The 22,427-nt window shown below is 66.2% G+C and carries 25 protein-coding genes and 1 pseudogene; 7 read left to right on the top strand and 19 right to left on the bottom strand.

Translation table 11 applies throughout. The features are described from left to right. Positions 1-187: 187 nt before the first annotated feature. The 7 genes from ABQE93_RS24395 to ABQE93_RS24365 all read right to left on the bottom strand — a co-directional run bounded on the left by ABQE93_RS24395 (position 188) and on the right by ABQE93_RS24365 (position 6,531). Entirely contained in the window at positions 188-487 is a 300-nt protein-coding gene (locus ABQE93_RS24395) for a hypothetical protein (RefSeq protein WP_448412472.1), read from the bottom strand. Beyond that, entirely contained in the window at positions 487-846 is a 360-nt protein-coding gene (locus ABQE93_RS24390) for a hypothetical protein (protein WP_448410856.1), read from the bottom strand. Before ABQE93_RS24390 ends, ABQE93_RS24395 begins: the two co-directional genes overlap by 1 nt. A 133-nt stretch (positions 847-979) precedes the next feature. Further along, positions 980-1,474, bottom strand: a complete 495-nt coding sequence (locus tag ABQE93_RS24385) for a hypothetical protein (protein ID WP_448410857.1) — start codon at positions 1,472-1,474, stop codon at positions 980-982. After that, on the bottom strand, positions 1,475-4,795 hold the full coding sequence (locus ABQE93_RS24380) for a hypothetical protein (RefSeq protein ID WP_448438079.1): 3,321 nt from the start codon (positions 4,793-4,795) through the stop codon (positions 1,475-1,477). 173 nt (positions 4,796-4,968) lie between these two features. Continuing rightward, entirely contained in the window at positions 4,969-5,988 is a 1,020-nt protein-coding gene (locus ABQE93_RS24375) for a hypothetical protein (protein WP_448410859.1), read from the bottom strand. Positions 5,989-6,001: 13 nt separating this feature from the next. Beyond that, complete coding sequence (locus ABQE93_RS24370; protein WP_448410860.1) at positions 6,002-6,211, bottom strand: hypothetical protein; 210 nt, start codon at positions 6,209-6,211, stop codon at positions 6,002-6,004. After that, on the bottom strand, positions 6,208-6,531 hold the full coding sequence (locus tag ABQE93_RS24365; protein WP_448410861.1) for a hypothetical protein: 324 nt from the start codon (positions 6,529-6,531) through the stop codon (positions 6,208-6,210). Before ABQE93_RS24365 ends, ABQE93_RS24370 begins: the two co-directional genes overlap by 4 nt. 59 nt (positions 6,532-6,590) lie before the next feature. Here ABQE93_RS24365 and ABQE93_RS24360 point away from each other — a divergent pair, with 59 nt between their 5' ends. Next, complete coding sequence (locus ABQE93_RS24360) at positions 6,591-6,794, top strand: hypothetical protein (RefSeq protein ID WP_448410862.1); 204 nt, start codon at positions 6,591-6,593, stop codon at positions 6,792-6,794. A gap of 74 nt (positions 6,795-6,868) precedes the next feature. On the opposite strand, the gene ABQE93_RS24355 is transcribed toward ABQE93_RS24360, so the two are convergent. From ABQE93_RS24355 to ABQE93_RS24330, 6 genes are all read right to left on the bottom strand, one after another. Then, complete coding sequence (locus tag ABQE93_RS24355; protein WP_448410863.1) at positions 6,869-7,135, bottom strand: hypothetical protein; 267 nt, start codon at positions 7,133-7,135, stop codon at positions 6,869-6,871. After that, positions 7,132-8,367 carry an AAA family ATPase gene (locus ABQE93_RS24350; protein WP_448410864.1) on the bottom strand — a complete coding sequence of 412 codons (1,236 nt, stop codon included), beginning with the start codon at positions 8,365-8,367 and terminating at the stop codon, positions 7,132-7,134. The genes ABQE93_RS24355 and ABQE93_RS24350 overlap by 4 nt, the downstream gene beginning before the upstream one ends. Then, on the bottom strand, positions 8,325-8,606 hold the full coding sequence (locus ABQE93_RS24345) for a DUF2742 domain-containing protein (RefSeq protein ID WP_448410865.1): 282 nt from the start codon (positions 8,604-8,606) through the stop codon (positions 8,325-8,327). Before ABQE93_RS24345 ends, ABQE93_RS24350 begins: the two co-directional genes overlap by 43 nt. Positions 8,607-8,919: 313 nt before the next feature. Beyond that, a complete protein-coding gene (locus ABQE93_RS24340; protein WP_448410866.1) occupies positions 8,920-9,159 on the bottom strand; it encodes a hypothetical protein in 240 nt (79 codons plus the stop codon). Positions 9,160-9,253: 94 nt separating this feature from the next. Next, complete coding sequence (locus ABQE93_RS24335; protein WP_448410867.1) at positions 9,254-9,619, bottom strand: hypothetical protein; 366 nt, start codon at positions 9,617-9,619, stop codon at positions 9,254-9,256. Beyond that, on the bottom strand, positions 9,619-11,130 hold the full coding sequence (locus ABQE93_RS24330; RefSeq protein WP_448412469.1) for a recombinase family protein: 1,512 nt from the start codon (positions 11,128-11,130) through the stop codon (positions 9,619-9,621). The genes ABQE93_RS24335 and ABQE93_RS24330 overlap by 1 nt, the downstream gene beginning before the upstream one ends. Here ABQE93_RS24330 and ABQE93_RS24325 point away from each other — a divergent pair. The 3 genes and pseudogenes from ABQE93_RS24325 to lnt all read left to right on the top strand — a co-directional run. After that, positions 11,068-11,253: pseudogene (locus tag ABQE93_RS24325) on the top strand (hydrolase); the annotation flags it as partial. The gene ABQE93_RS24330 and the pseudogene ABQE93_RS24325 overlap by 63 nt on opposite strands. Before the next feature lie 116 nt (positions 11,254-11,369). Further along, positions 11,370-12,254, top strand: a complete 885-nt coding sequence (locus ABQE93_RS24320) for a fructose bisphosphate aldolase (protein ID WP_448410869.1) — start codon at positions 11,370-11,372, stop codon at positions 12,252-12,254. 26 nt (positions 12,255-12,280) lie between these two features. Next, entirely contained in the window at positions 12,281-13,723 is a 1,443-nt protein-coding gene (gene lnt / locus ABQE93_RS24315) for an apolipoprotein N-acyltransferase (RefSeq protein WP_448411030.1), read from the top strand. On the opposite strand, the gene ABQE93_RS24310 is transcribed toward lnt, so the two are convergent. After that, a complete protein-coding gene (locus ABQE93_RS24310; RefSeq protein WP_448410870.1) occupies positions 13,668-14,111 on the bottom strand; it encodes a universal stress protein in 444 nt (147 codons plus the stop codon). The two genes, lnt and ABQE93_RS24310, sit on opposite strands and share 56 nt — an antisense overlap. A gap of 351 nt (positions 14,112-14,462) precedes the next feature. Here ABQE93_RS24310 and ABQE93_RS24305 point away from each other — a divergent pair, with 351 nt between their 5' ends. Beyond that, positions 14,463-15,128 carry a UdgX family uracil-DNA binding protein gene (locus ABQE93_RS24305; protein ID WP_448410871.1) on the top strand — a complete coding sequence of 222 codons (666 nt, stop codon included), beginning with the start codon at positions 14,463-14,465 and terminating at the stop codon, positions 15,126-15,128. Here ABQE93_RS24305 and ABQE93_RS24300 read toward each other — a convergent pair. The 4 genes from ABQE93_RS24300 to uvrB all read right to left on the bottom strand — a co-directional run bounded on the left by ABQE93_RS24300 (position 15,125) and on the right by uvrB (position 20,025). Then, the gene (locus ABQE93_RS24300) at positions 15,125-15,394 is read right to left on the bottom strand and encodes a hypothetical protein (protein ID WP_448410872.1); all 270 of its coding nucleotides are present in this window, start codon (positions 15,392-15,394) and stop codon (positions 15,125-15,127) included. The genes ABQE93_RS24305 and ABQE93_RS24300 overlap by 4 nt on opposite strands. A gap of 160 nt (positions 15,395-15,554) precedes the next feature. Then, positions 15,555-16,970 (bottom strand): MFS transporter, encoded by a 1,416-nt coding sequence (locus tag ABQE93_RS24295; protein ID WP_448410873.1) that lies wholly within the window; start codon positions 16,968-16,970, stop codon positions 15,555-15,557. 51 nt (positions 16,971-17,021) lie between these two features. Next, positions 17,022-17,813 carry a ribosome hibernation promotion factor gene (locus ABQE93_RS24290; protein WP_448410874.1) on the bottom strand — a complete coding sequence of 264 codons (792 nt, stop codon included), beginning with the start codon at positions 17,811-17,813 and terminating at the stop codon, positions 17,022-17,024. Between the two features lie 61 nt (positions 17,814-17,874). Next, entirely contained in the window at positions 17,875-20,025 is a 2,151-nt protein-coding gene (gene uvrB, locus ABQE93_RS24285; protein ID WP_448410875.1) for an excinuclease ABC subunit UvrB, read from the bottom strand. 81 nt (positions 20,026-20,106) lie between these two features. Here uvrB and ABQE93_RS24280 point away from each other — a divergent pair, with 81 nt between their 5' ends. Further along, on the top strand, positions 20,107-20,613 hold the full coding sequence (locus ABQE93_RS24280) for a ribonuclease FAU-1 family protein (RefSeq protein WP_448411032.1): 507 nt from the start codon (positions 20,107-20,109) through the stop codon (positions 20,611-20,613). 82 nt (positions 20,614-20,695) lie between these two features. Continuing rightward, entirely contained in the window at positions 20,696-21,250 is a 555-nt protein-coding gene (locus ABQE93_RS24275) for a hypothetical protein (protein ID WP_448410876.1), read from the top strand. A 4-nt stretch (positions 21,251-21,254) separates the two neighbouring features. Here the strand turns inward: ABQE93_RS24275 and coaE are convergent, their stop codons facing one another. Beyond that, entirely contained in the window at positions 21,255-22,415 is a 1,161-nt protein-coding gene (gene coaE, locus ABQE93_RS24270) for a dephospho-CoA kinase (RefSeq protein ID WP_448410877.1), read from the bottom strand. Between the last annotated feature and the right edge of the window lie 12 nt (positions 22,416-22,427).

Genomic DNA, 22,427 nt, shown 5'->3' with positions numbered 1-22,427 from the left:
CGAACGGTCCTACCCGCAGCCGAGCCGTACCTGCGGCAACCATCAGGCCTCAGCTCCGAATCGGAGAGGGGGGAGGGGGGGGTGTCTCGGGGGGAGGAACGCCTATGACATCCGGGGCGGGAAGGCCCCGGCAAGGGGGTTAGCCCCCCAGGCGTGCTATATGACCTGCGGTTATGTCCAGGTGTCGCTACAGGCCGTGTTCCTCTAGCCAGTCGGCTGCGGTTGCTTCGTGCCACGTGACCCGGTCATCGGGGCTGACCGCCGCACGCATGTTGTATCCGGCGTGGGTCGGTGGTGTCGTCGACTTCCGCAGCAGCCAGCCGGGCACCTCGACCGGCTCCCCGGCCCGCAGGGCAGCCAGCAGGTCGTGCCAGTACGGTGGCGCACCACCGGGGCGGCGTTGGATTTCAGCCTGGACCGCCGGCATCAGCGCGGCGTACACGCCTTTGTGAGACTTTCCGGCCGCGGCGTCGTCGACAATGGGCATCACGCACCCCGCTTCCGGGGCCGGTTCTCACCCCATCGCGCGACTGCAGCGGCCCGATGCTGCTGCGACTTACCTGCAGCGGCCAAGTCGCCGACCGACAACCGGCTTAGATGGTCGCTGATCGCCTGGCGCTGCAACCGAATCTCGGCCATCAACTTCACGACGGTCGTCGGCCGGCGGTCGCCAGCCAGCTCGGCATCGAGTAGGCCCTGAAGCGCCTCGACATGGTTGGCGGCCTGGGCGGCGGCATCAATGTGTTCTTGCTCGCGTTCATCCCAGCGCAGCGGTTGGCCGATCCTGGCCGACTCACGCTGTAGGGCTGCATCTAGGCCCGCGCGGAGCTGGTCACCCGAATCCATTTAGTTAGCCTTCCTCTGAAAAATCCCCGGCGCATCGACGCACCGCCAGACGCTAAGCCGTCCGGGGCTCCTCGGAAGGTAGCGGGAGGAGCATACCCCCAGGTCAGCGACCTACTAATGTTTGCTGGATGCATCACGGAGCGTCTTCTTCGCCCGCCATCGCGGCGGCGACATGCGCGAGTGAAGCCCTGCCCTTGGGCGAGACCAGTTCGGGCATCGCAGCGACGTAGCAGCCCGCGGCGGTGATGATGAGTTCGGCATTGCGCCCGTCTGCGGCGGCGTCGGCGACGTGACCATCAAACAGGTCGTACTTGGCCTGAAACCGGCAGATGATCACGCTGGCGGCGCGACGCCAGTCGATGTTTTCTTCCTGGTTCGCCCACACATCGAGTAGGGATCCCCACGCTTCCGTTCCCATGTCGGTGCGTAGAGCCGCGATGAGCTGGCCGCCGGCGTCGATGACGGCGCGCAGAAGGTCGGTCTCGCGCTTGTCAGCTTGTGCTTCGTCCACGATGTAGCGGGCGCCCGCAGAGTTGTCGGCTGCGCAGTGCGACAGCAGGGCGAACGCGCGCCGGCGGTCTGTGGCGTTTGGCGGTAGTTGATCCGGCATATCCGTCATCTCATCCATTTAATGTCCCGGTGCGGCGTGCATGTTCTGCAAGTGGTAGGACAGGTGGGCTCCGTTGCGGTCCTCAGTCTGGTTGGTCGCGTTGTACTCCACGTTGATTTGCGGAGGTTGCTGCTGCGGTTGCTGCCCCTGTTGCCCCTGTTGGGCTTGTTCTTTCGACAGCGGGCCCGCGGCCTTACCGGCCATGTTCGGCAGTGCGGGTGCGGCACCCGCCAGGCCGCCGACGAATCGGGTAATCCAGTTGTTCGACGCCAACTCAGACCCACCGAACGGGATAACCGTGTCCATCGCACCCTGCACACCGATACCCACAGCCTGCGAACCGAACTCGATAGCCCGGTTAACCAGCTTCGCGCCGGTCTGGGCTACCTGACCCGCGCCGGGCGCGAACATGTCCGCAGCCAAAGCGCCGGCTTGGATGCCCATGTCGATCAGCCCGCCCTGCTCATACCCGACGCCGCCCTTACCGACACCCGACAGTCCGGGGCCGCCGCCGATGGCTGTCGGGCCAGGAGCGGGACCGGGTCCGACCCCTGGTGCGGGAGAGCCGAACGGGGCTGATTGCGGCATACCGTTGCCGAGCGGGCCGCCGGCCATCCCGGGAACACCCGTCAAGCCTGTGTTGGTCGGGAACCATCCGGTCTGCGCTGTCGGTGTCATGGTCGAGCCGAGCGGCAAGTAGTACTGCTTCTCGAACTGCGAATCCAGTGCGCCCGCGGCGTTTCCGCCGTACTGTGCGCCGCCGCCAGTGCCGCCGCCACCCTCAAAATTCACGCCATTAGGCAGAGTGGCGGCCATGTGGCCCGACTGCCCCGGGTAAGGGTTCACCCCGACATTCAGGGCGCCGGGCATGAAGCCGGGGCGGAAGCCCAGCTTCGCCGCTTCAGCGTCGGAGGCGAAGTTGGTGGTGGTGAACAGGCGGCCCGGGCTTGTTTGGCCGGTTTGCAATACCTCCACGAGGTCGGAGATGGAGCCCGAACAGTCCGCCAACCCGTTGACCAAGTCGGAGGCGGGGGCGTATTTCGTTCGGCCGCTTGCGCCTTGCGCCAACGCCATCATCGCGGCGACATTCCCGCTAAATCCCGATTGCAGGGCCGCCGGCCCCATCGCAGACGCCTGCGCGTACTGGTTGTTCATGTACTGCGGGCCGAAAGCCCCTTGTGCGCCAAGGACACCCATCAACCCGTGGCCGCCCTGCGTCGGCGACACAGCACTCACAGCGCCCAACTGGCCCAGTAGCGGGGCGGCAGCAAGATTCGCCACGAACTTCGTGATGTTCTCCGCGATGCCAGCCAAACCCTTGGAGATGCCGAAGTCCTTATCGAGCTGGGCGCCGATTTGGCCGAGGTCCGTAGCGGCCCCGTTCAGGGTCTTGGTGTACTTCTCGGTCGCCGACTGTGCGGTCTCGCGTAGCCGCAACTCTGCTCCCTGAAGGTCCCGCTCGGCTTCGAGTTTGTCGTTGCGGGCCTTCTGAATATCGTCTTCGGTCGCGACGTTGGACTGCTCGAGCTGGTTGAGCCGGGCGGTCTTCTCGGCGAGGTCGTGGCGGGCATCCAGGAACGCCGACTGCGCGCTGTGCATCGACGCTGTCTGCGGCAGCCCTGCGAACCCTGCCGGCAGGGTCGCGTCGAACGGAACCACCGGGGCGTCAGGGAGTTTCGGACCCGACCCACTACTGCCGTCGGCGCCGGAGGGACCAAGGATCGGGCTGCCCGCCGGGGCAGGACCGCCGCCGGACGGGTCCCACCATGACCGCCACTGGTCCTGAGGGATCGGCGTCCCGGCCAGCGGCTTCGGCGTAACAGGATTGGGAATCAACAATCCCGGAATCGGGATACCGCCGACGGTTGCGGGGTCCGACGTGTTCGGCGCGGTCGGTAGGACTCCACTCTGGGCCGGCTGGCGAACGCTGCCAGCGATATCCAGGCCGACGAAACCCGATGGCGCGCCTTCAGGTCTCGGCAAGTGCTCATCGCCCCATTTCTCCAGCGATGGGCGGGCGAGTTCGATTCCGGCGAGGATGGCCAGCACACTGCCCGCGGCGGGCCTGATCATGCCGATGCCCTTGACAGAGTCGCCGACCCGGCCGAGATTGCCGATGAGGCCGGTGAAGTTCAGCAGCTTCCACGCCCCGAACGCCAAAGCCACATCGCCGATGTCGACGTTGAGGCTGTCGAGCGCGCCCATCACGTCCCCGACCGCGTTACCCACGCTTTGTGCGGCGTCGACGGCCTGGTCGAAGTAGCGTTTGATGTCGTCGCGGTGGGCGGTGACCCACGTGTTCACGTTGTTGATCTGCTTAGCGAACGCATTCACCGCATCGGTCAACCCGTTCACATCATCCATAGGCTCGCCGAACACCGCGCTCAACGTGTTCGCGCCCAGCCGGGAGATAGCGGTGTTCATCTGCTCGATAGCGCCCTCAAGGGTGCCCACGCCGCCCTTAGCGAACCCGGCGACGTTCTTCTCCATCGTCTGCAACAGGTCTTCCAGACCGACCTGATTCTTCTCGAGCATCTTGTTCAACTCAGGAAGCCCGACACCCAAGTGCGCGGCCAGCCAGTCTTTCGGGATGCCACTTAGCTGGTTGTTCAAATCCTCCAGGCCGACCTTGCCGGCGTTGGCGACGTTGAGGAACGCCTGGCCGACCTGCTCAATGCTCTGGCCGGTGAATTGCGCCGTATTCGCCACGACAGTCATGAACCGCTTCAAATCCCCCGTCGGTGACGACAAAGCGGTAGTCGACACGGCGAACGCATCCGAAAGAGAGAATCGGGTGTCCTGGACAACATCGTTGACGGTGTCCATCACCTTGCCGACATCAATGGTGGCGCGGCCGGTCTGCGCCAGCACCCGGTTCAGGTTCTCCAGCCGGTTCTTCGCGGCATCAATCGTCTTGTAGCGTTCGAACCCTTTGAACAGGGTGAACCCGGCCGCCCCGATAAGCCCAGCGGCAGCGGTGGTGAACGCCAAACCCAACGCCCGGCCCGCAACAGCGCCAGCCTTCCCCGCCGCTGATTCGTAACCCGACATCGCCGACGTGAACCGGCCAACACCAGGAAGCGACGCCGCCATCTCCGAGCCGAACGCGGTACCGAAACCCCTACCCGCGCTGCGGCCATGGTCGGTGAGCCCGGAAATCATCTGCGAGCCGAGCTGCTTAGTCTTCCGGTCGATATCGGACATCGACGTGCCCAGCGAGGACGAGAACTGGTCCCCCGCACGCTTACCCGCCTGGGAGAACTGCCGCTCAATCTGGTCGGCGGAAGCCTTCGCGGCCCGCTCATCCAGCTTCGCTACGACGTCTAAGTATATGGGCATGGTTTAGACCCGCCTTACGACAACAGTGCGATAAACATGAGTTCCAGCCGGAAGCGGCCCGGTCTGTTTGTCCAGGACAGACCGGGCCGCTTGGTTTGCCCCTATGGCCGTCGGGGCAGCGACGGGGCTCAGGTAACCCCGCCTGAGCAAGTGATCCCGGCGCTGTGTCATGTCTAAACCTCGGCTGTGTTGAAGGCGGCCAGGTGCCGCCGTCTCCAATTTTTCGATTCGGTTGGGGCAGCAACCGTTGACGCTTGGTCGTGCGGTGCGGCTACATCGACGACGGCGCCCAGATTGCGCAGCTCGGTGACGAGGCGGTAGAACTCTTTGACCTCCGCGGGCCGGTTATATGTCTTGCGGCCGAGGAAAAGTTGTTCAGCCAAACGGTGAGCGTGGTCGATGGTGTCGGCGTCGGGCAGCCACGGCTCACTGTCGGCGACAATCAGCAGCCATTGGCTCTGCGAGTAGCCCACCGGCCAGATGCCGGTATTGCCGGTGTTCTGCCCACGTCGAGGTCTGTTGTTGAACCACGCCGCGATTGCCGGGTCGGTGCTGGCGTGACCCGGTGTGGTGGCGCGTTGGTGGCGCCAGTACGGGTCAACCTCGAGGAACCGGGCGCACTGCCCGACGGTGGCGTACCCCTGTATGTGCTCGCCCTGTTGCAGATTGACGTAGCGACGGTGCTCGGTGCGGATCTCTTCGTAGCGGCTGATGAGGACGGTCACCAGGTGCCAGCGGTCGGCGGCGCCCGCATCGGAGGCAAGCACTTTCGCGGCGCTGTTCGGGTGCGCGTTGACCGTTTCGCGGTTCTCGACGATGTCGGCTACCAGTGCCTTAAGTTCGCCGCGCAGGAACTCCAGCGCGCTGTCCGCGCCTTGCGCCATAGCGGTTTTGGTGTGGTCGGCGGCCCGGTCGCGCTCAGCGCCGACGAGACGAAAGAACTCAAGCCGGCCGCTGTGTTGCTGCCAGTCGGTGGCGTAGGCGCCCGCAAGGTCATCGAGGCTGCTGACGGTTTCATCATCGGCGGCCGCGCAGATCCGGTCGATATAGCCACGGTTAAGTTCATTGAGCGGCGTGCCGACGATTTGGAACAACTCGGTCAGCCGCAGGTGGCGGCGCTGGGCCTGCCGGTAGCCGGGAACCTCATCGAGGACACGTTCGCGCAGCGAGGTTTTGGTGCGTGCCTTGGCCATCGGTCCTCCTCCTTTACCCTTCGATTGCGTAGTCGGTGGCGGGTGCTTTCTCCACATCAATCGTGGTCAACCTGTGGTGCCCGCCTTTCGAAAACGCTTCACGGCCACGGGCTAGTGCCTCACTACCGGTGAGGCCGCTAGGTTGGCGGGCCTCGGCTTCGAGTTGGGCGAACTCGGTATCAGTCATCGCCGCTACGGCTTTGACCAACTCGTCACGATTCATGATGCGTGTCCTTGCAGATGTTCGTTGATGGCTTCCTCATCGAGGAACCAACGGCCGCCGATTTTCTTGCCGCCCAACTTCGGGGCGAGTCGCCGAGTCTGCCTCGGCGACAGGACAAGCCGGGTAGCGGCTTGGTCGAGCGGAACGGTCGGCATGACTACAGCATGGTCTTCGATAGGTTCGCGGACGTCCGAATGTCCGTCCACGGTCATGGCTTTGGCGAGTGCCTCGGCTAATTCACGGTGCATATCGCCCTCGGGCAGGCCGTTGACGCGGCGTGAACGTATTCCGATCAGCGCCAGCTCGAGCGCCGCCCTCACCGCTGGCCCTTGCAACAGCACCGCCCCCGACCAGCATTGGATAGGCGGCGGATTCATTGGTGGCCTGCCCGGCGCGGATGATTGACGACTCCAGCCACAACACCGACTGGGCGTTTGGACTTCGGCAGACCCTGCACGAACCGCTCGCACGTTTGCAGCTCGGGGCAGCGCTGGCACAACCCGAGCGCTTCACGCTCCTGGTTTTGGCGTTCAACCTCGTCGTCGTGCGAAGCATCAAACAACCGCCAGTGATTGCGGCATAGCGCCCGAGGCATCTTGGGTACGCCACGCAATATCGTGGCCAGGGCCTCGACCCACGGCGGCGACATTTCGCGGCTCACTGCGCGGCCTGCCCGCGAGTCGCCAAGTCATACGCGCGGATTGCCGCGCGCAGACGTTCAACGTCGTTGCGGTCAAGGTCGTACGGGCCGAGTTCGAGGTGGATTCCGGCGGCCTGGTCGTGCACCAGCCGGAGTCCCATCGAGCAGTAGTTATCGATCTCGTCGATGTATGCGTCGAGGTAGCCGAATCCCTCGAGGACGAACCGGCCGAACTCGCGGTTGGCGTAGTCGCGTGCTGCATCGAGAATCGGGAAATCGGTCATCGACGTGTCCCTTCAGGGGCCTGTTCTCGCCAGCTACGTAAAGCGTTGGCGGTGCGCTGTTTCTGCCACTTGAGTCGTTGACGGGCGTCCTCGACGGTTTCGGGTGGAGGATCTAGTGAGGCGATTGCGGCAATGTCTTCTGGCGGTGCGGCCTCGTCGTCATTGCGTTCGCCGTCGGCCGGTGGAGTGATCGACCATTCGAGGACACCATCGTTGAACGCCAGCAATCGGAAAGTGCCGGCGACGGGTTCGCGGTCGCCGACGGGGCAATGCGCGCGCAGCCCGCCATGGCGGTCCTTATTGACTACCAGGGTCGCGCTGCCGCCATGGCCCGGTGTGAACGGCTTCTTGACCTTCACCCGAAGCGATACCCCACCGATGGCGCGCCGTTTGGCGGCTGTGCCGCCTGGGCCGGCCGCGCGCGAGTCGGCGCTCTTGGCAAGGTGGTCCACCGCAAGAACCGCAGCACCGGCCTTGGCCAGCGGCTTGAGCACATTGCTGTGCACGGTGGTGAACTCGTCGGCCGAGTTCGAGTTCGACCCGTACATCGGCAGAAGCTCACCGATCGAGTCCACGATCGCCACAGCGGGGCGCCACGTCTTCGAGTCGTCGACAACCTGGCGCAGCTCGACCCGGTCTTCGGGTTCGCAATACCGAAACAAGCCGGGATTACGTAGCGCGGCGATTGGGGCTCCGAGAGCTATTAAGCGGTGGACTGTCGCCGGTGCTCCGTTGTGGTCCAGATCGATGATCAGGACGCGTCGGCCGGCGCTCAGCGCCTCAACCACACACACCAAGCAAAGCCACGACTTACCGGCCTCGGGGTCACCGAACACCCAATTGACTTGCCCGCCATAGAACAGGCAATGACCATCAGTGCGCTTACCGAGTACCGGTTCCGGCGGTTCGGGAACCGTGCCATCGATCAATGCGGAAATGTCCACGTAGAGGGCTTGTTCGTCTGTGGTTCCCGGTTCCCGCATAGAGGGTTGGGAACCGGGAACCGCCGGATCAACCTCACTCTCAACGGTTCCCGATCGGTTCCGGGAACCGGGAACCGCTGCGGCATGTACGTCGGTTCCCGGTTCCGCACCCCCGTTCCGGGAACCGGGAACCGCGTGCTTCCCGGCGCCATCGGCGTCTTCTTCGGAGTACCACTCGGCCAGTTCGCCTGAACGATCAACAGTCATCAGCCGGCCCTCCTGTTCAGCCAGGGCCGGGCCGCGAACCACTCGGCGCGGTTCCTGATGATGCGGGCATGCTTAGCCCAGTCTTCAGCGGCCGAGATGGCGTGTGAGGCGTCGCATTCCACTTGTTGGAAGTACTCGACTCTTAGCGCCCAATGCTGGGCCGCGTCGAGCACACTGGCCCACTTCACCCGGTCCCGGTCGTCAAGGTCGCACCAGGCGGGCGAGCCGACCATCGGCCAGTCTCCGACCAGCTCGAGCCTCGGCAGGACGAACGCGTGCACGTCGGACCATGAGACTTGCTGCGATGCACAGGCGTATGTCACTTGCCCACCGCCTCGGCGTGGCGTGCTCGACACCGGGGGCCTCGGTGAGCACGTACGGACGAATCAGCCGTCAGATACCGCCGACAGTCCAGACACGGCACCGCGATCTTGAATCCCAACGAGTCAGCGAGCGCGTACATCTGCGCGGCGGCGCGGTCCTCAGCGGCCGGAGCTGCGTAGCCGTCCTCCGGCCGATACAGGCTAGAATCGGTGGCATTGGTGAGGTTACGAGAGGGCTGGCTCTGTGGCGGGGCCAGCCTTTTTCGTCGGCTCATACGCCATCACCGTGGGGTGCCGGCTTGAGCAGTTCGGCTAATCGGCTGAGCTGTTCGTCTGACAACGGCGGCGCGGCGACCAAGGCCTTCTCGATGTAGGCGGCAATTTTTGCCTCGGCAAGATCGCGTTTAGCGTCGGCGAGGGTTTGCGGCGGACACTCGCCATTGCGTACAGCGCGTGTGCGACCGGCTACTGCGGCTCTGTGGCGTGCGACGGCCGGATCAATAGCGGCCATGTGAATTGCCTCCTAGGCAGGGTGAAATCACCCTCCGCTGAGAGGCTTGCTGGTAGCAGTTCCCCGAAACTCGTTTCGGCGCTACGTGAGCATCTTAACCGCAAAGCTGCTCGAAACGGTGTAGGTGGATTGACGGCACGCCGCCCTGGGCCAGCTTGTCTAGCACCGGCTCAATGGCAGCCGCATGTCGAACGAACCGACGATGCGGTTTGCATCTCTCGCATACAAACGAATAACGCAGCCGTGGAGGGCCATGCTGTTCGGTTGAAATATCGACCGGCTCGTTCGGTATCCACGTGTCCCCGTGCAGGTATTGCTTGACCTGCTTCCCTGAACTCAGCGTGTCGTCGACAGCCCAACGCCGACCGAGTGCGTCATCGATTAAGCCGATATAGGCAACTGTCCAACGTTCGTGCGGTCGATCTTGCGTACCGTCACAATAGATTTCAACGTCGCCCATTACTTCCCCCATTCAATCCGTACGCTCTCGGGGTCGAAGCCTGGCCCGGGTCGAGTTCGGTCGATTATGACGCGGATGCCGAGCGTTTCAAGCACTGCCCTGCGCTGCGCCACTGTCAATTCGTCCCACCGTTCCTGGGCCGTCGGGCCTGCCAGTGGCCGCAGTGCGTCGAGGTCAAGGGACACAACTGATTCCGCGCGTCGCTGCTCGGCGTAGCCTAGGTCGGGTTGAAGTTTCGCGGTGATGCGCCGCAACTGCTCGGCAGTAATGGCACCTTCGGCGAATGCGTCCGCGGCCTCGGCCAGTCGACGGTTCAGTTCGTCCACCCGCTCAGACCATCGCCGGGCGTCTTCGTCGTCGCCGATGAGCCACTCCAAGGCGTCGGGCATCGCCAATCGTCCGATGACCAATCGGGTAACGAGTTTGTCGACCATCGGCTCGGAGCGTCCGACGCAACCCTTGCCGTCGCAGACGTAGAGGTCCAGTGGGCGGCCGTGTTTTCCGCGTTTGGTGACCGCTCGGAGCTTCGCGCCGCACACTCCGCACTCACCTATCCCCCACGACAGCAGATGTCGTCGAGCGCCTGGCCGTGTCACGCCGTTGGTCCTTCTCGTCGGCGCCGTCAGCAGCGCCACCACTTTCTCGTGCTTGGCGCGGTCCACGATGGGTGGCCAGCATCCGTCGAACCGTTCCTCGTCGCTCTGGCCGCGATGGTGCACGCGCTGGGCGATGTTGGACTCTCGCATCGCCAGCTTCTTGACGCTGGTTTTTCCCCACGTTGCCGACTTGGGCGCAGGCTCCCCATGCGTGTTCAGAGATTCCGTGACACTGCGCAGGGTCTCCCCGGCAAGTAGCCGGTCAACAATTTCGCGGACGACCTCGGCCTCGTGTGGGTGCTCGGTCCACGTGGCCGTGGTGCCGGTGCCGTGCTTGGTCCACCCATAACCGAGGTCTCCGGACGGTCGGCCTGACCGGGCGCGCCGCGCAGCTGCGGCGGTGATGCGTTCGGATTTAATCTCTGACTCCCATGTCGCCAGCGCTCCCTGAATATCAACCCAGGTTCGGCCGGCCGCTGTTGACAGGTCGTAGTCGCCGCCCTGGGCCTCGGAGACGTTGACCTTGCAGGCGTGGAAGGCGTCGATGAACTCGGCGCGCTCGCGTCGGTTCCTGGTCATGCGCGTCAGGTGGTAGACGATTACCCGGTCGATTTTGCGGTCGCGCGCGAGCCTCAAAACCTTCTGATAGGCGGGTCGTTTCGCGCCGCGGAACGCTGATATGTCGTTGTCAGAGTGCTCGGCAACGATTTCGTAGCCGCGTGCCATAGCGAACGTGCGAGCATGTTCTAGCTGGTCAGTGACCCCGACGGCCTTCCCTGTGGCGTCTTGGGAGATGCGTGCGTAAAGAGCTACCCGCTCACCCATTGACGTATTCACGATGTAGAGCCTACGGTATTCCCCGGCGGGGTGGGCAAGACCTGGCAGGAAGGCGACTTCGAGAAGTTGCTCGACCACGTGAGCACCCGGGTGTTCGACGTCTACGGGGATTCCACGGTGGTCTATCCGGGCCACGGCGACGACACCACGCTGGGCGCCGAGCGCCCACAGCTGGGTGAGTGGCGCGAACGCGGCTGGTGACCTGCGGTCACATCATGTGGCCCGACACCATCCGACCGCGGCTTTGGCCTAGGCTGATGCGACACGACCTAGCCGAATTCGCGACGGCGACTTCGGGAGCTGCGAGGAGATGTTGGATGAATAGCGAACAGTTGGAAAAGGCGCGCAGCGGCGCCGGATTCATCGCTGCACTGGACCAGAGCGGCGGCAGCACCCCCAAGGCGCTGAAGCTGTACGGCATCGCCGAAGATGCCTACTCCGGCGACGACGAGATGTTCGACCTGGTGCACCAGATGCGGAGCCGCATCATCACCAGCCCGGTCTTCAACGGCGACCGCGTCATGGGCGCGATCCTCTTCGAGAAGACGATGGACCGCGACGTCGACGGCCGCCCCACCGCGGACTACCTGTGGAACGTCAAGAACGTCGTCCCGTTCCTCAAGATCGACAAGGGTCTGGCCGAGGAGAAGGACGGCGCGCAGGTGATGAAGCCGATGCCCGGCCTCGACGACCTGCTGGACCGCGCCGTCGAGAAGGGCATCTTCGGCACCAAGGAACGCTCGGTCATCAAAATGCCCGGCGCGGGTGTGGACGCGGTCGTGGCGCAGCAGTTCGAGGTCGGCCAGCAGGTCCTGGCCAAGGGCCTGGTCCCGATCCTGGAACCCGAGATCGACATCAACAGCCCGAAGAAGGCCGAGGCCGAGGATCAGCTCAACGCCGCCCTGCTCGACGGCCTCAACCAGGTCGGTGACGATCAGAAGGTCATGCTCAAGCTGACCCTGCCCGACACCGACAACCTCTACAAGCAGCTTGTCGACCATCCGAAGGTGCTGCGCGTGGTGGCGCTGTCCGGCGGTTACAGCCGCGAGGTCGCCAACGAGAAGCTGGCCCGCAACACCGGCGTCATCGCGAGTTTCTCGCGGGCGCTGACCGAAGGCCTGTCCGCACAGCAGAGCGACGAGGAGTTCAACGCCACCCTCGATCAGGCGATCGCCAGCATCGCCAAGGCCTCCAGCACCTGAGTTCGGTTCGGGGCCTCGCAGCGGCGCTGCCCGCCGGTGCGCTGCTGGCCCTCGCCTTTCCGGCACCGTCCTGGTGGTGGTTGGCGTGGGTCGGTGTGGTCCCGCTGCTGTTGGTGGTGCGCGCAGCGCCGACGTCCGGTCAGGGCGCCGTGCGCGCCTGGGCCGCGATGGCCGGTTTCGTGCTGGTCACCCAGTACTGGCTGGCGCCGAGCGCGGGACCGTTGCTCGTGCTGCTCGCGGTCGGGCTCGGCGCGCTGTGGCTGCCGTGGGGCTGGGCGGCGCACCGGCTGCTCGGCGGTGACGTCACGACCCGCGCGGCGCTGACCGCCGTCGTCGTGCTGCCCTGCGCCTGGGTGCTCGCCGAGGCCGTGCGCTCGTGGGACAGGCTCGGCGGGCCGTGGGCGTTGCTCGGCGCGTCGCAGTGGAATCAGCCGGCGACGTTGGCGTCGGCGTCGGTGGGCGGGGTGTGGCTGCTCGGCTTTCTGATCGTCGCTGCCAACACCGCGATCGTCGCGGCGGTGCTGCTGCGCTCGGTCCGGATGCTCGCGCTGCCGGTCGCCGCCGTGGCCGCCGGCCCGGTGTGGTTCTGGCTCGGTCCGGCGCCCACTGACGCACCGACTGCCGCCCGGTCCGCGCGCGTCGCGCTCGTGCAGCCCGGCGACATCGTCGACGCGACCGCCCGCCAGGCCGCCGCCGAGGCGTTGACCGCCGATCTCGCGGGCCAGCACCTCGACCTGGTGGTCTGGGGTGAGAGCAGCGTCGGCGTCGACCTGGACAGCCACCCCGGCGTCACCGCACGGCTGGCCGAACTGTCCCGTCGGGTCGGTGCCGACCTGCTGGTCAATGTCGACGCGCGCGCCCCCTCGGGCGGGATCTACAAATCCTCGGTGCTGGTCGGGCCCGACGGCGTGCGCGGCAGGTATGCGAAGACACGGCTGGTGCCGTTCGGCGAATACGTCCCGTTTCGGTCGCTGCTCGATTGGGCCACCCGGCACACCGCGGCCGCGACCGAAGACCGTCGTCGCGGCGACGGACCGGTCGTGCTGCGCACCGACGGGCTCGCGGTCGGACCGCTGATCAGCTTCGAGACGTTGTTCTCCGACCTACCGCGACGGCTGGTGGATCTCGGCGCCGACCTGCTGGTCTACCAGAGCGCGACGTCGACCTACCAGGGCAGTTGGGCGCAGCCGCAACTGGCGAGCATGGTGGCCGTGCACGCGGTCGAGGTCGGCCATCCGGCCGTCCATGCCGGCACATCGGGGGTCAGTTCGGCGTTCGACGCCAGCGGGCGGGCACTCGGCTGGCTTCCCGCCGCCGAGCGCGGCGTCGCCGTCGTCGATGTTCCGCTGAGCGCGCGGACCACCGGCTACCAGCGCTTCGGCGACTGGCTGATCGTGGTGGCGTTGCTGACGTTTACGGCGTGGTGTGCACGATCAGCACATCGGTCTTGGCGCGCCGGGCGACGTTAGCGGGCACCGAACCGAGCAACCGCCCGGCGATGGTGGACAGCCCGACGTTACCGACGACCAACAGGTCGGCATTGACCTCTTCGGCCAGTTCGACGAGCGCGTCGACCGGTGCGCCGATGACCGCCTTCTCCTCGACGTTCTTCGCCCCGGCCTGGTGTGCACGTTCCCGTGCTTCGCGGAGGATGGCGTAGATGGGGGCGTTACCCGACATCTTGTAGCCCTCGTCCTTGAGCACGTCAGCGGCGCGTTGGTCTTCCTCTTGGGGGAAATACGCCGTCGTAACGATCAATTTGGCGTTCTCTCCGGCGATATGGCCGGCCTTCTCCACCGCGCGCAGCGATGAATCGGATCCGTCCGTGCCAACCACGACGGTCTGATAGGCGCTCATCCATATCCTCCCAATGTCAGTTTTAACGCCACCCGAGACAGTAGTCCTTTTGGACCCGAACACGGGTGCGAATCACTACACATGAATACCATTCTCCTGCCCTTTTAGCGCCCTTTTACCGGCAAGATCACCGCGAGTCGTGCAGCGTGACCTGCCCAACACCCAGGCAAAACGACTGGCGGAGAAGCGGTGTCATGTTTAATCGGGGAAACATCGATTTCGGCCGTCGCCACAATCGCCGTCGGTGCTAATTTCCAATTCCCGGCCGCCGCTTGGTATTCAATTCCCAACGGCGATAACGCTCGCCGCCCGCGTGCGGTTTCGGTGCCCGCAGACGGGTATCCGGTGAGCATGGCAGCGCTAACCGCCGCGGATTTCATTCCCGACACCGTCGATCTGGATGTGTTGGCCGAAGCCGTCCAGAGTTGCAAGGGGTGCGATCTGTACCTGGACGCCACCCAGGCCGTGTTCGGGGGCGGTTCGGCCACGGCGGAGATGGTCCTGGTCGGTGAACAGCCCGGCGACCAGGAGGACAAGGCGGGCGAACCGTTCGTCGGTCCGGCCGGGCGGCTGCTGGACAAGGCGCTGGTGGCCGCGGAAATCGACCGGGATCAGGTCTATGTCACCAACGCGGTAAAGCACTTCAAGTTCACGCTGCCCGAACGCGGTAAGCGGCGCATCCACAAGACACCCAGCCGCACCGAGGTGGTGGCGTGCAGGCCGTGGTTGATGCAGGAGCTGATGGGGTTGCGACCCGACGTGGTGGTGCTGATGGGCGCGACGGCGTCGAAGGCATTGCTGGGCAGCAGTTTTCGCCTCACCGCGCACCGCGGCGAGGAGTTGAGCCTGCCGAGCCAGGAGGCTGCCGAGCTCGACTTCAACCCACGGGTGGCGGTCACCGTGCACCCGTCATCGGTGTTGCGCGGCCCCCCGTCCGAACGGGACAAGGCGTTCGACGCGCTGGTGTCCGATCTGCGTTTCGCCGCCGAACTTCTGCCGCGGACGCGGGGCGGTTAGCACACCGCCGGTGGCACCCACGGCGACGCCACCGGGGGGACCCACGCGCACGGGCTGTGGGGCGGTCCGTGCCAGCCGCGCGGCCCGCGTTCGTGGCGCCAGTCGTGCCAGTCGTCGTCCCAGTGCGGCCGGTCGAGTTTGTACGTCACACCCGGCGAACCGGGAACCGCGGCGTCGGCCGTGGCCACACCAACTCCGACACCGAGGGCGGCAAATCCCAGCGCGCCGACCATCGCCGCTCCGGCCCCGAACCTCTTCGCATTCACGTTGAATTCCTTTACTAGAGCGTCAAATTCAGCAATCCGACCCGACATGATTTTAACGTTGCCAACCGTGTCGACGCGATGCCCTATTCCGAGATGCCGCGCATCCGGTGGCTAAATAGCATTCCGCGCCGTCGAATTGGATGTTGAGCGACCTGGAATGCTATTTCGCGAGCGTGGGCGCGCGATGCGGTCGTCCGCTTCGCACCGATGCGACGACGCCGATCGCCGCCAACCCGGCGAACGCCGCGAACAACCAGCGGGCCGGCGTCGCGTCACCCGTCTCGGTCAGGTTGACCACCACCCCAGCCAACCCCGCGCCGAATGCGCCGCTGATCAACTGAACGGTGTTGATCGCCGCGGCCGCCGCCGGCCCCTCCGCGGGATCGTCCACTCGGCTCATCGCCCACGCCGACAGGTGCGGCCACGCCATACCGACCCCCGCCCCGGTGATGAACAGCGCGACCGCCCACACCGCGACGCGGCCAGCCGTTGCGTCCTCGGACCACGCCATGGCGGTCAAGGCCAGTCCGGTCGCCATCACCAGCGGCGCGACCGCCACCGTGCGCCTGATCGTGGAATTGGTGCGCAGCGAGGCGCTGCCGATCTCGCTGGCCGTCCAGCCGATGGCCAGACCCGCCGCGAGAAAACCGGCGGCGACGGGGGTCAGATGCGCCAACCGCTGGCCGAACAGGGGTACGTACATGTCGGCCATCGTCGCGGCCATCAGCACACCCAGCGTGAGGTAGATCCATTTCAGCGGCCCGGCGCGGAAGGCGCTCGGCGGTAACACCGCTGCGGGCCGTCGCCGGTCGACGTACAGAAAGGCCGCGACGAGGAGGCCGCTGAGCACCAGCAACCCGGCGGTGGCCCGCGCGTCGTGAGGTACTGCGGCGATGCTCACCACCAGCGCAGCAGTGCCCAGCAGCACCAGCGACCACACCGGAACGGGCGTCGACGCGACTCCCACCGAGGCGTCGTTGCGGGCGGGCAGGGCGATCGGAACCAGCACCGCGATCGCGGCCGTGAGGATGGCCAGCACGCCGAACGCCCAACGCCAGGAACCGAATTGGGCGAACAACCCGCCTGCGGCCGGGCCCAGCAAGGTGCCGACCCCCCACATCGCCGAGACCAGCGCGGAGGCCTTGGTCCACAACGTGCTGGGCAGGGCGGTGTTGATGACGGCGTAGCCGAGACCGGCCAGCAGACCACCGGCCAAACCCTGCACCGTGCGGCCCACCAGCAGGATCTGCATGGTGGGTGCGACGGCACACGCCACACTGCTGGCGCCGAACACCGCGAGCGCGAAGAGGTAGGACCGCCGCGCGCCGAACCGCATCAAGGTCGAGTACACGGTGGTGGCCGCGACCACCGACGCCACCAGGTACACCGTGGTCACCCATGCGTACAGCCGGTGCCCGCCGATCTCGGCGACTGCGCTGGGCATCAAGCTGATGGTGAGAAACTCGTTGGTCGCATACAGCGCGACACCGCCGGCGAGCACCGTGGACGCGCCGAGGTTCCCCGGGCCCAACAGTTCCCGCCAGCCACCCGCGGTCACCGCGGCGTCATCGGTCACGTGGTCAACCTACGAGCTCAACCGGAGTTGAGGTCAACCTGGTGATCGCCGTCAGCCGGCGGGGGTGATCAACCCGTAGTGGCCGTCGTAGCGGCGGTAGAGCACGCCGGCGCGGCCCTGGGCGGCGTCGATGAAGAACAGGAACGGCAGCCCCAGCAGGCCGAGCCGCTCGGTGGCCTGCTCGACGGTGATGCACGGCGGCCCCGTGGCGCTGATGGTCACCGGCAGCTCGAACGGCGCCAGCTGCTCCTTGGGCGCCGGCGCGACCTGTGCCAGCCGGTAGCCGGTGGGGCCGTCACGGTAGATGACGCTGGCCATCTCGGTGGCCTTCTCAGTGAACAGGTGAAAGTCGTAGTCGAGCAGCTCCATCTCCATGACCGCCTCGTCCACGCTGCACGCCGCGATCGTGTACGACTTGCGCCGCACGATCTCGCGGTCCTCCGGCGGCACCGGCGCGTGCGCGGGCCGGTCGGCGTCCTGGGTCTCCTCGCCGCGGCGCGCGAGCTGGCCGGTGCGTCGCGCCTCCGCGTAGTCAGCGGCGCGCCGCAACCGGCTCCGCAGCCGATCCTCGAGGCGGTCGATCGCTTCGCGTGCGCCGTCACCGTGCGCCTCGGCACGGACCAACCTGCCGTCGACGTCGAGATTCGCCTGGGCGATCACCGGGGGTTGCTGCGCGGGATCCCCCTGCCTGGTCAGCTTGACATGGGCGTACCGCACCGGCCGGTGCGCGAATCGACCCAGGCCCGCGAGCTTCTCCTTGGCGTAATCGGCGGCGCCCGGCAGCTCACCGCGCGTCATCACGTCGACGTTGATCGCAGACTCAGTTTCGGATCCATCGCTCATACCTGCGTTTGTACGCGCCCGCACTGCCGGGCGCGAGGGCCGAAGGTCACGGCGTGTGGGTCTACTTCAGCCCGGCGGCGTCCATGCCGCGCAGCTCCTTCTTCAGGTCGGCGATCTCGTCGCGGATGCGCGCCGCGAGCTCGAACTGCAGATCCCGCGCGGCCGCCATCATCTGCTCGGTCAGCTCCTTGATCAGGTCCGCGAGCTCGGCACGCGGCATATTCGACGTGTCGCGGTCCTCGATGATGCCCGCGCTGACCGCGCGCCCGGGCGCGCCCTGTGCGCGACGACCACGCGACGCGTTGCGGCCCGAGCCGCCGATCTCGACCTCGTCGGCCTCGCGATACACCTGGTCGAGGATGTCGGCGATCTTCTTGCGCAACGGTTTCGGATCGATGCCGTTGGCCTCGTTGTAGGCGATCTGCTTGGCGCGGCGCCGCTCGGTCTCGTCGATGGCCTCCCGCATCGATTCGGTGATGTTGTCGGCGTACATGTGGACTTCACCGGAGACGTTGCGGGCGGCGCGGCCGATGGTCTGGATGAGGCTGCGGGTGGAGCGCAGAAACCCTTCCTTATCGGCGTCCAGGATGGCCACCAGCGACACCTCGGGCAGGTCCAGCCCCTCCCGCAGCAGGTTGATGCCGACCAGCACGTCGTACTCCCCCAGCCGCAGCTGCCGCAGCAGTTCGACGCGACGCAGTGTGTCGACCTCGGAGTGCAGATAGCGCACCCGGATGCCCATCTCGAGCAGGTAGTCGGTGAGGTCCTCGGCCATCTTCTTGGTCAGCGTGGTGACCAAGACGCGTTCGTCACGCTCGGTGCGCGCGCGGATCTCGCCGATCAGGTCGTCGATCTGGCCCTTCGTCGGCTTGACGACGACCTTCGGGTCGACCAGGCCGGTCGGGCGGATCACCTGTTCGACGACTTCGCCGCCGGACTGGCTGAGCTCGTAGGGGCCGGGCGTGGCCGACAGGTACACCGTCTGCCCGATCCGGTCGGCGAACTCCTCCCAGGTCAGCGGGCGGTTGTCGACGGCCGACGGGAGCCGGAACCCGAAATCTACGAGGTTGCGTTTGCGGGAGATGTCACCCTCGTACATCCCGCCGATCTGCGGCACCGTGACGTGCGACTCGTCGATGACGAGCATGAAGTCCTCGGGGAAGTAGTCCAGCAACGTCGCCGGAGCCGACCCGGCGGGCCGGCCGTCGATGTGGCGCGAGTAGTTCTCGATACCGGAGCAGAACCCGACCTGCCGCATCATCTCGACGTCGTAGTTGGTGCGCATCCGCAGCCGCTGCGCCTCCAGCAGCTTGCCCTGCCCCTCCAGCTCCGCGAGCCGCTCCTCGAGCTCCTGCTCGATCGTGGAGATCGCGTGCGCCATCCGCTCCGGCCCCGCCACATAGTGGGTGGCCGGGAAGATGCGCAGCGAGTCGACCTTGCGGACCACGTCGCCCGTCAGCGGGTGCAGGTAGTACAGCTCCTCGATCTCGTCACCGAAGAACTCGATGCGCACGGCCAGTTCCTCGTAGCTCGGAATGATCTCGACGGTGTCACCACGCACCCGGAACGAGCCGCGGGTGAAGGCCGTGTCGTTGCGGGTGTACTGGACGTCGACCAGCAGCCGAAGCAGCGCATCCCGCGGCACCTCGTCACCCACGTCGAGCTGCACGCTGCGGTCCAGGTAGGACTGCGGGGTGCCCAAACCGTAGATGCACGACACCGACGCCACCACCACGACGTCGCGGCGTGACAGCAGCGCGGACGTGGCCGAGTGCCGCAGCCGCTCCACATCGTCGTTGATCGAGCTGTCCTTCTCGATGTAGGTGTCGGTCTGCGCGATGTAGGCCTCGGGCTGGTAGTAGTCGTAATACGAGACGAAGTACTCGACCGCGTTGTGCGGCAACATTTCCCGCAGCTCATTGGCCATCTGGGCAGCCAGCGTCTTGTTCGGCTCCATCACCAGCGTGGGTCGCTGCACCCGCTCGATGAGCCACGCCGTGGTCGCCGACTTACCGGTTCCGGTGGCGCCGAGCAGCACCACGTCACGCTCGCCCCCCTTGATCCGGCGTTCGAGCTCGTCGATGGCCGCCGGCTGGTCTCCCGCGGGCGAGTACGGGCTGACCACCTCGAAACGGCCGCCCACGCGCACGATGTCGTCAACCGCGCGGTACTCGGAATGCGCCACCACCGGGCGCTCAGTCGCGAAAGCCATAATTCACCAGACTAGAACCAGCCACCGACAGATTCTGTTCCGCCAGTTCACGCCGACGGCAGGCCACAGTAGGCTGACCGCATCCACGCGCCCAAACACGAGACGTTCGATCTGGTCGCCCGCACCAACACCGATCCGAAAGGCATCGTGCGGGCGGTCGATGTCTACACCGTCGAGCCATGGGGCCTCTACATGGCGCGGCCCACCCCGGGCCGCGCGCAGTTTCACTACCTGGAGTCCTGGCTGTTGCCGTCGTTGGGGCTGCGAGTCACGGTGTTCCATTTCAACCCTGGCCACCATCGTGACCAGGACTTTTACCTCGACATCGGGCATTTCGTCTCCGGCCCGACGGCCTGGCACGCCGAGGACCACTACCTCGACCTCGTGCTGCGTACCGGCATCGGCGTCGAGCTCTGCGACGTCGACGAGCTGCTGACCGCGGTTCGGCACGGTTTGCTGACCCCGGAGACCGGTGAGCAGGCGGTACAGACCGCCGTCTGCGCGATCGACGGGCTGGCCAGGCACGATTACCACCTCGGCCGTTGGCTCGCCGGGCACGGGATGACCCTCACGTGGCGTAACGGATGACCGGTTTGGGACGATCTTGATCGTGATGGCGAAGACGAAAGGGCATGGCCGCGTCCCGGGGCGGGCGGTAACCTCTGGCCACGTGGGCCTCATCAAACGCAGTCGGATCGCGGCCGGGGCGACAGCGGTGGCAGTGGCGTTGGGGGTGCCCGGCGCCATGGTGACACCGGCGCCCGCGCTGGCCGATCCGACGGCCGACGCGCACAGCGGGGAGAACGCTGCAGCGGACGGAGCCGAGATCCTGCACAATGTGATCTACCGGGCCCGCGTCGACGGCGTATCCCGCGGCGCGACGATCACCTACACGGCCCAGGGCAACCGGATCCAATCCGCGGACCCGACCATGGTGCCCGGACGGGTCTTCGAGGTGAACACGGTGCTGCCCGCTTCGGGCACCGCAAACGTGCGCGTCGCGATCGAGTGGCCGTACTCGGCGAACCTGCATTGCGAGATCGTGATCGACGGCAAGGTCGTCGCCCAGGCCGACGACTTCATCGGGCCGACCGTGCGGCCGCAACGCGACGACCCCGACTACGGTGCGCTGGTCTGCGAGGCGCCGGTGAGCGGTGTACCGAACGTGGCGCCGATCGACCCCGAGGCGCCCCCGCCGGCCGACCCGCACGCGCCGCCGGTCTGATCGGCTACGCGCGCCACCCGGTGGTGGCGGCCCACTCCCAGGCCCGCCGATACGCGTCGAGAAACCAGGGTTCCTTCGCCTGGACGTAGTCCGCGGTGATCAACGCATGGCGCTTGGCGTGCAGATAGTCCTCGCGCACACCGGGATTGGCCCGAAGCCAGTCGGTGAACAGCAGCGCGAACTGTTGGTTCGGCCAACCGTCAACGCGGATGTGGAGGTGGGCCGGCCTGCCGGGATCTGCGGCGCAGTGGAAGCGTTTGCGCCACTTGGCCGGATCATCGGTGTGCGCGGTGTCGGCGGTGATGTCCCCGCGGCGGGGGAAACCAACGCCGGTCAGCGGCTTGACGAGTGCGTCGGCGTCCTCGAGCGAGGCGACCGTCACCTGGATGTCGATGACGTCCTTGGCGTCCATTTCCGGCACCGCCGTGGAGCCGATGTGGTCGACACGTGAGGCCGTTGCACCGCACGCCATTTCGATGCGTTTGATGATCCGCGCCGCGTCCTCGGCCCAGGAGGCCCGGTACGGCGCCAACTGACGGGCTGCCGGTACGCATGCCCGCGTGCGGATGTTGTGTGCGAGCGGCAGCACGCGGCTGTACCAGAGGTCGCGGGCCTTCTCGACGAGCTCACCCTGTGAACCCGAGTTGTCCAGTAGCACATCGGCGATCGCGCGGCGCTGTTCTTCGGTGGCCTGTGCGGCGATGCGCGCACGGGCGTCCGCCTCGTCCATGCCCCGCTTGATCAGCCGGGTCACCCGGATTTCCTCCGGCGCGGTGACGACGACGACGAGCGGAAACATCGGCGCCATCCCAGTCTCCACCAACAGCGGGATGTCCTCCACCACCACGGTGTCCTCCGAGACCGCGGCGATGATCTCCTCGCGCCGCTTACCGACGAGCGGGTGCACGATGCCGTTCAGCAGCGCGCGGGTGTCGTCGTCCTGAAATGCCTTGGCGGCCAGCGCAGGACGGTTCAACGCGCCGTCGGGTAACAGGATGTCCTCGCCGAACGCCTCGACCAGCCGGTTGAGGCCCTCGGTGCCCGGTTCGACGACTTCCCTGGCGATGACGTCACCGTCGACGATGACGCCGCCGCAGTCGCTGAACGCGGCGGACACCGTCGATTTACCGGCACCGATACCGCCGGTCAGGCCGATGCGCAGCATCGCAGCGCCGCG

The organism is Mycolicibacterium sp. XJ662 (genome assembly GCF_053484035.1).
Note: the sequence above shows the minus strand (reverse complement) of the source record. Positions and strands in the feature narration are given on the sequence as shown.

Bases quoted from the DNA above. Each gene is read 5' to 3' on its own strand.
- ABQE93_RS24395 (WP_448412472.1), bottom strand. From the start codon at position 487: ATGCCCATTGTCGACGACGCCGCGGCCGGAAAGTCTCACAAAGGCGTG.
- ABQE93_RS24390 (WP_448410856.1), bottom strand. From the start codon at position 846: ATGGATTCGGGTGACCAGCTCCGCGCGGGCCTAGATGCAGCCCTACAG.
- ABQE93_RS24385 (WP_448410857.1), bottom strand. From the start codon at position 1,474: ATGGATGAGATGACGGATATGCCGGATCAACTACCGCCAAACGCCACA.
- ABQE93_RS24380 (WP_448438079.1), bottom strand. From the start codon at position 4,795: ATGCCCATATACTTAGACGTCGTAGCGAAGCTGGATGAGCGGGCCGCG.
- ABQE93_RS24375 (WP_448410859.1), bottom strand. From the start codon at position 5,988: ATGGCCAAGGCACGCACCAAAACCTCGCTGCGCGAACGTGTCCTCGAT.
- ABQE93_RS24370 (WP_448410860.1), bottom strand. From the start codon at position 6,211: ATGAATCGTGACGAGTTGGTCAAAGCCGTAGCGGCGATGACTGATACC.
- ABQE93_RS24355 (WP_448410863.1), bottom strand. From the start codon at position 7,135: ATGACCGATTTCCCGATTCTCGATGCAGCACGCGACTACGCCAACCGC.
- ABQE93_RS24340 (WP_448410866.1), bottom strand. From the start codon at position 9,159: ATGGCCGCTATTGATCCGGCCGTCGCACGCCACAGAGCCGCAGTAGCC.
- ABQE93_RS24335 (WP_448410867.1), bottom strand. From the start codon at position 9,619: ATGGGCGACGTTGAAATCTATTGTGACGGTACGCAAGATCGACCGCAC.
- ABQE93_RS24320 (WP_448410869.1), top strand. From the start codon at position 11,370: ATGAATAGCGAACAGTTGGAAAAGGCGCGCAGCGGCGCCGGATTCATC.
- ABQE93_RS24310 (WP_448410870.1), bottom strand. From the start codon at position 14,111: ATGAGCGCCTATCAGACCGTCGTGGTTGGCACGGACGGATCCGATTCA.
- ABQE93_RS24305 (WP_448410871.1), top strand. From the start codon at position 14,463: ATGGCAGCGCTAACCGCCGCGGATTTCATTCCCGACACCGTCGATCTG.
- ABQE93_RS24290 (WP_448410874.1), bottom strand. From the start codon at position 17,813: ATGAGCGATGGATCCGAAACTGAGTCTGCGATCAACGTCGACGTGATG.
- uvrB (WP_448410875.1), bottom strand. From the start codon at position 20,025: ATGGCTTTCGCGACTGAGCGCCCGGTGGTGGCGCATTCCGAGTACCGC.
- coaE (WP_448410877.1), bottom strand. From the start codon at position 22,415: ATGCTGCGCATCGGCCTGACCGGCGGTATCGGTGCCGGTAAATCGACG.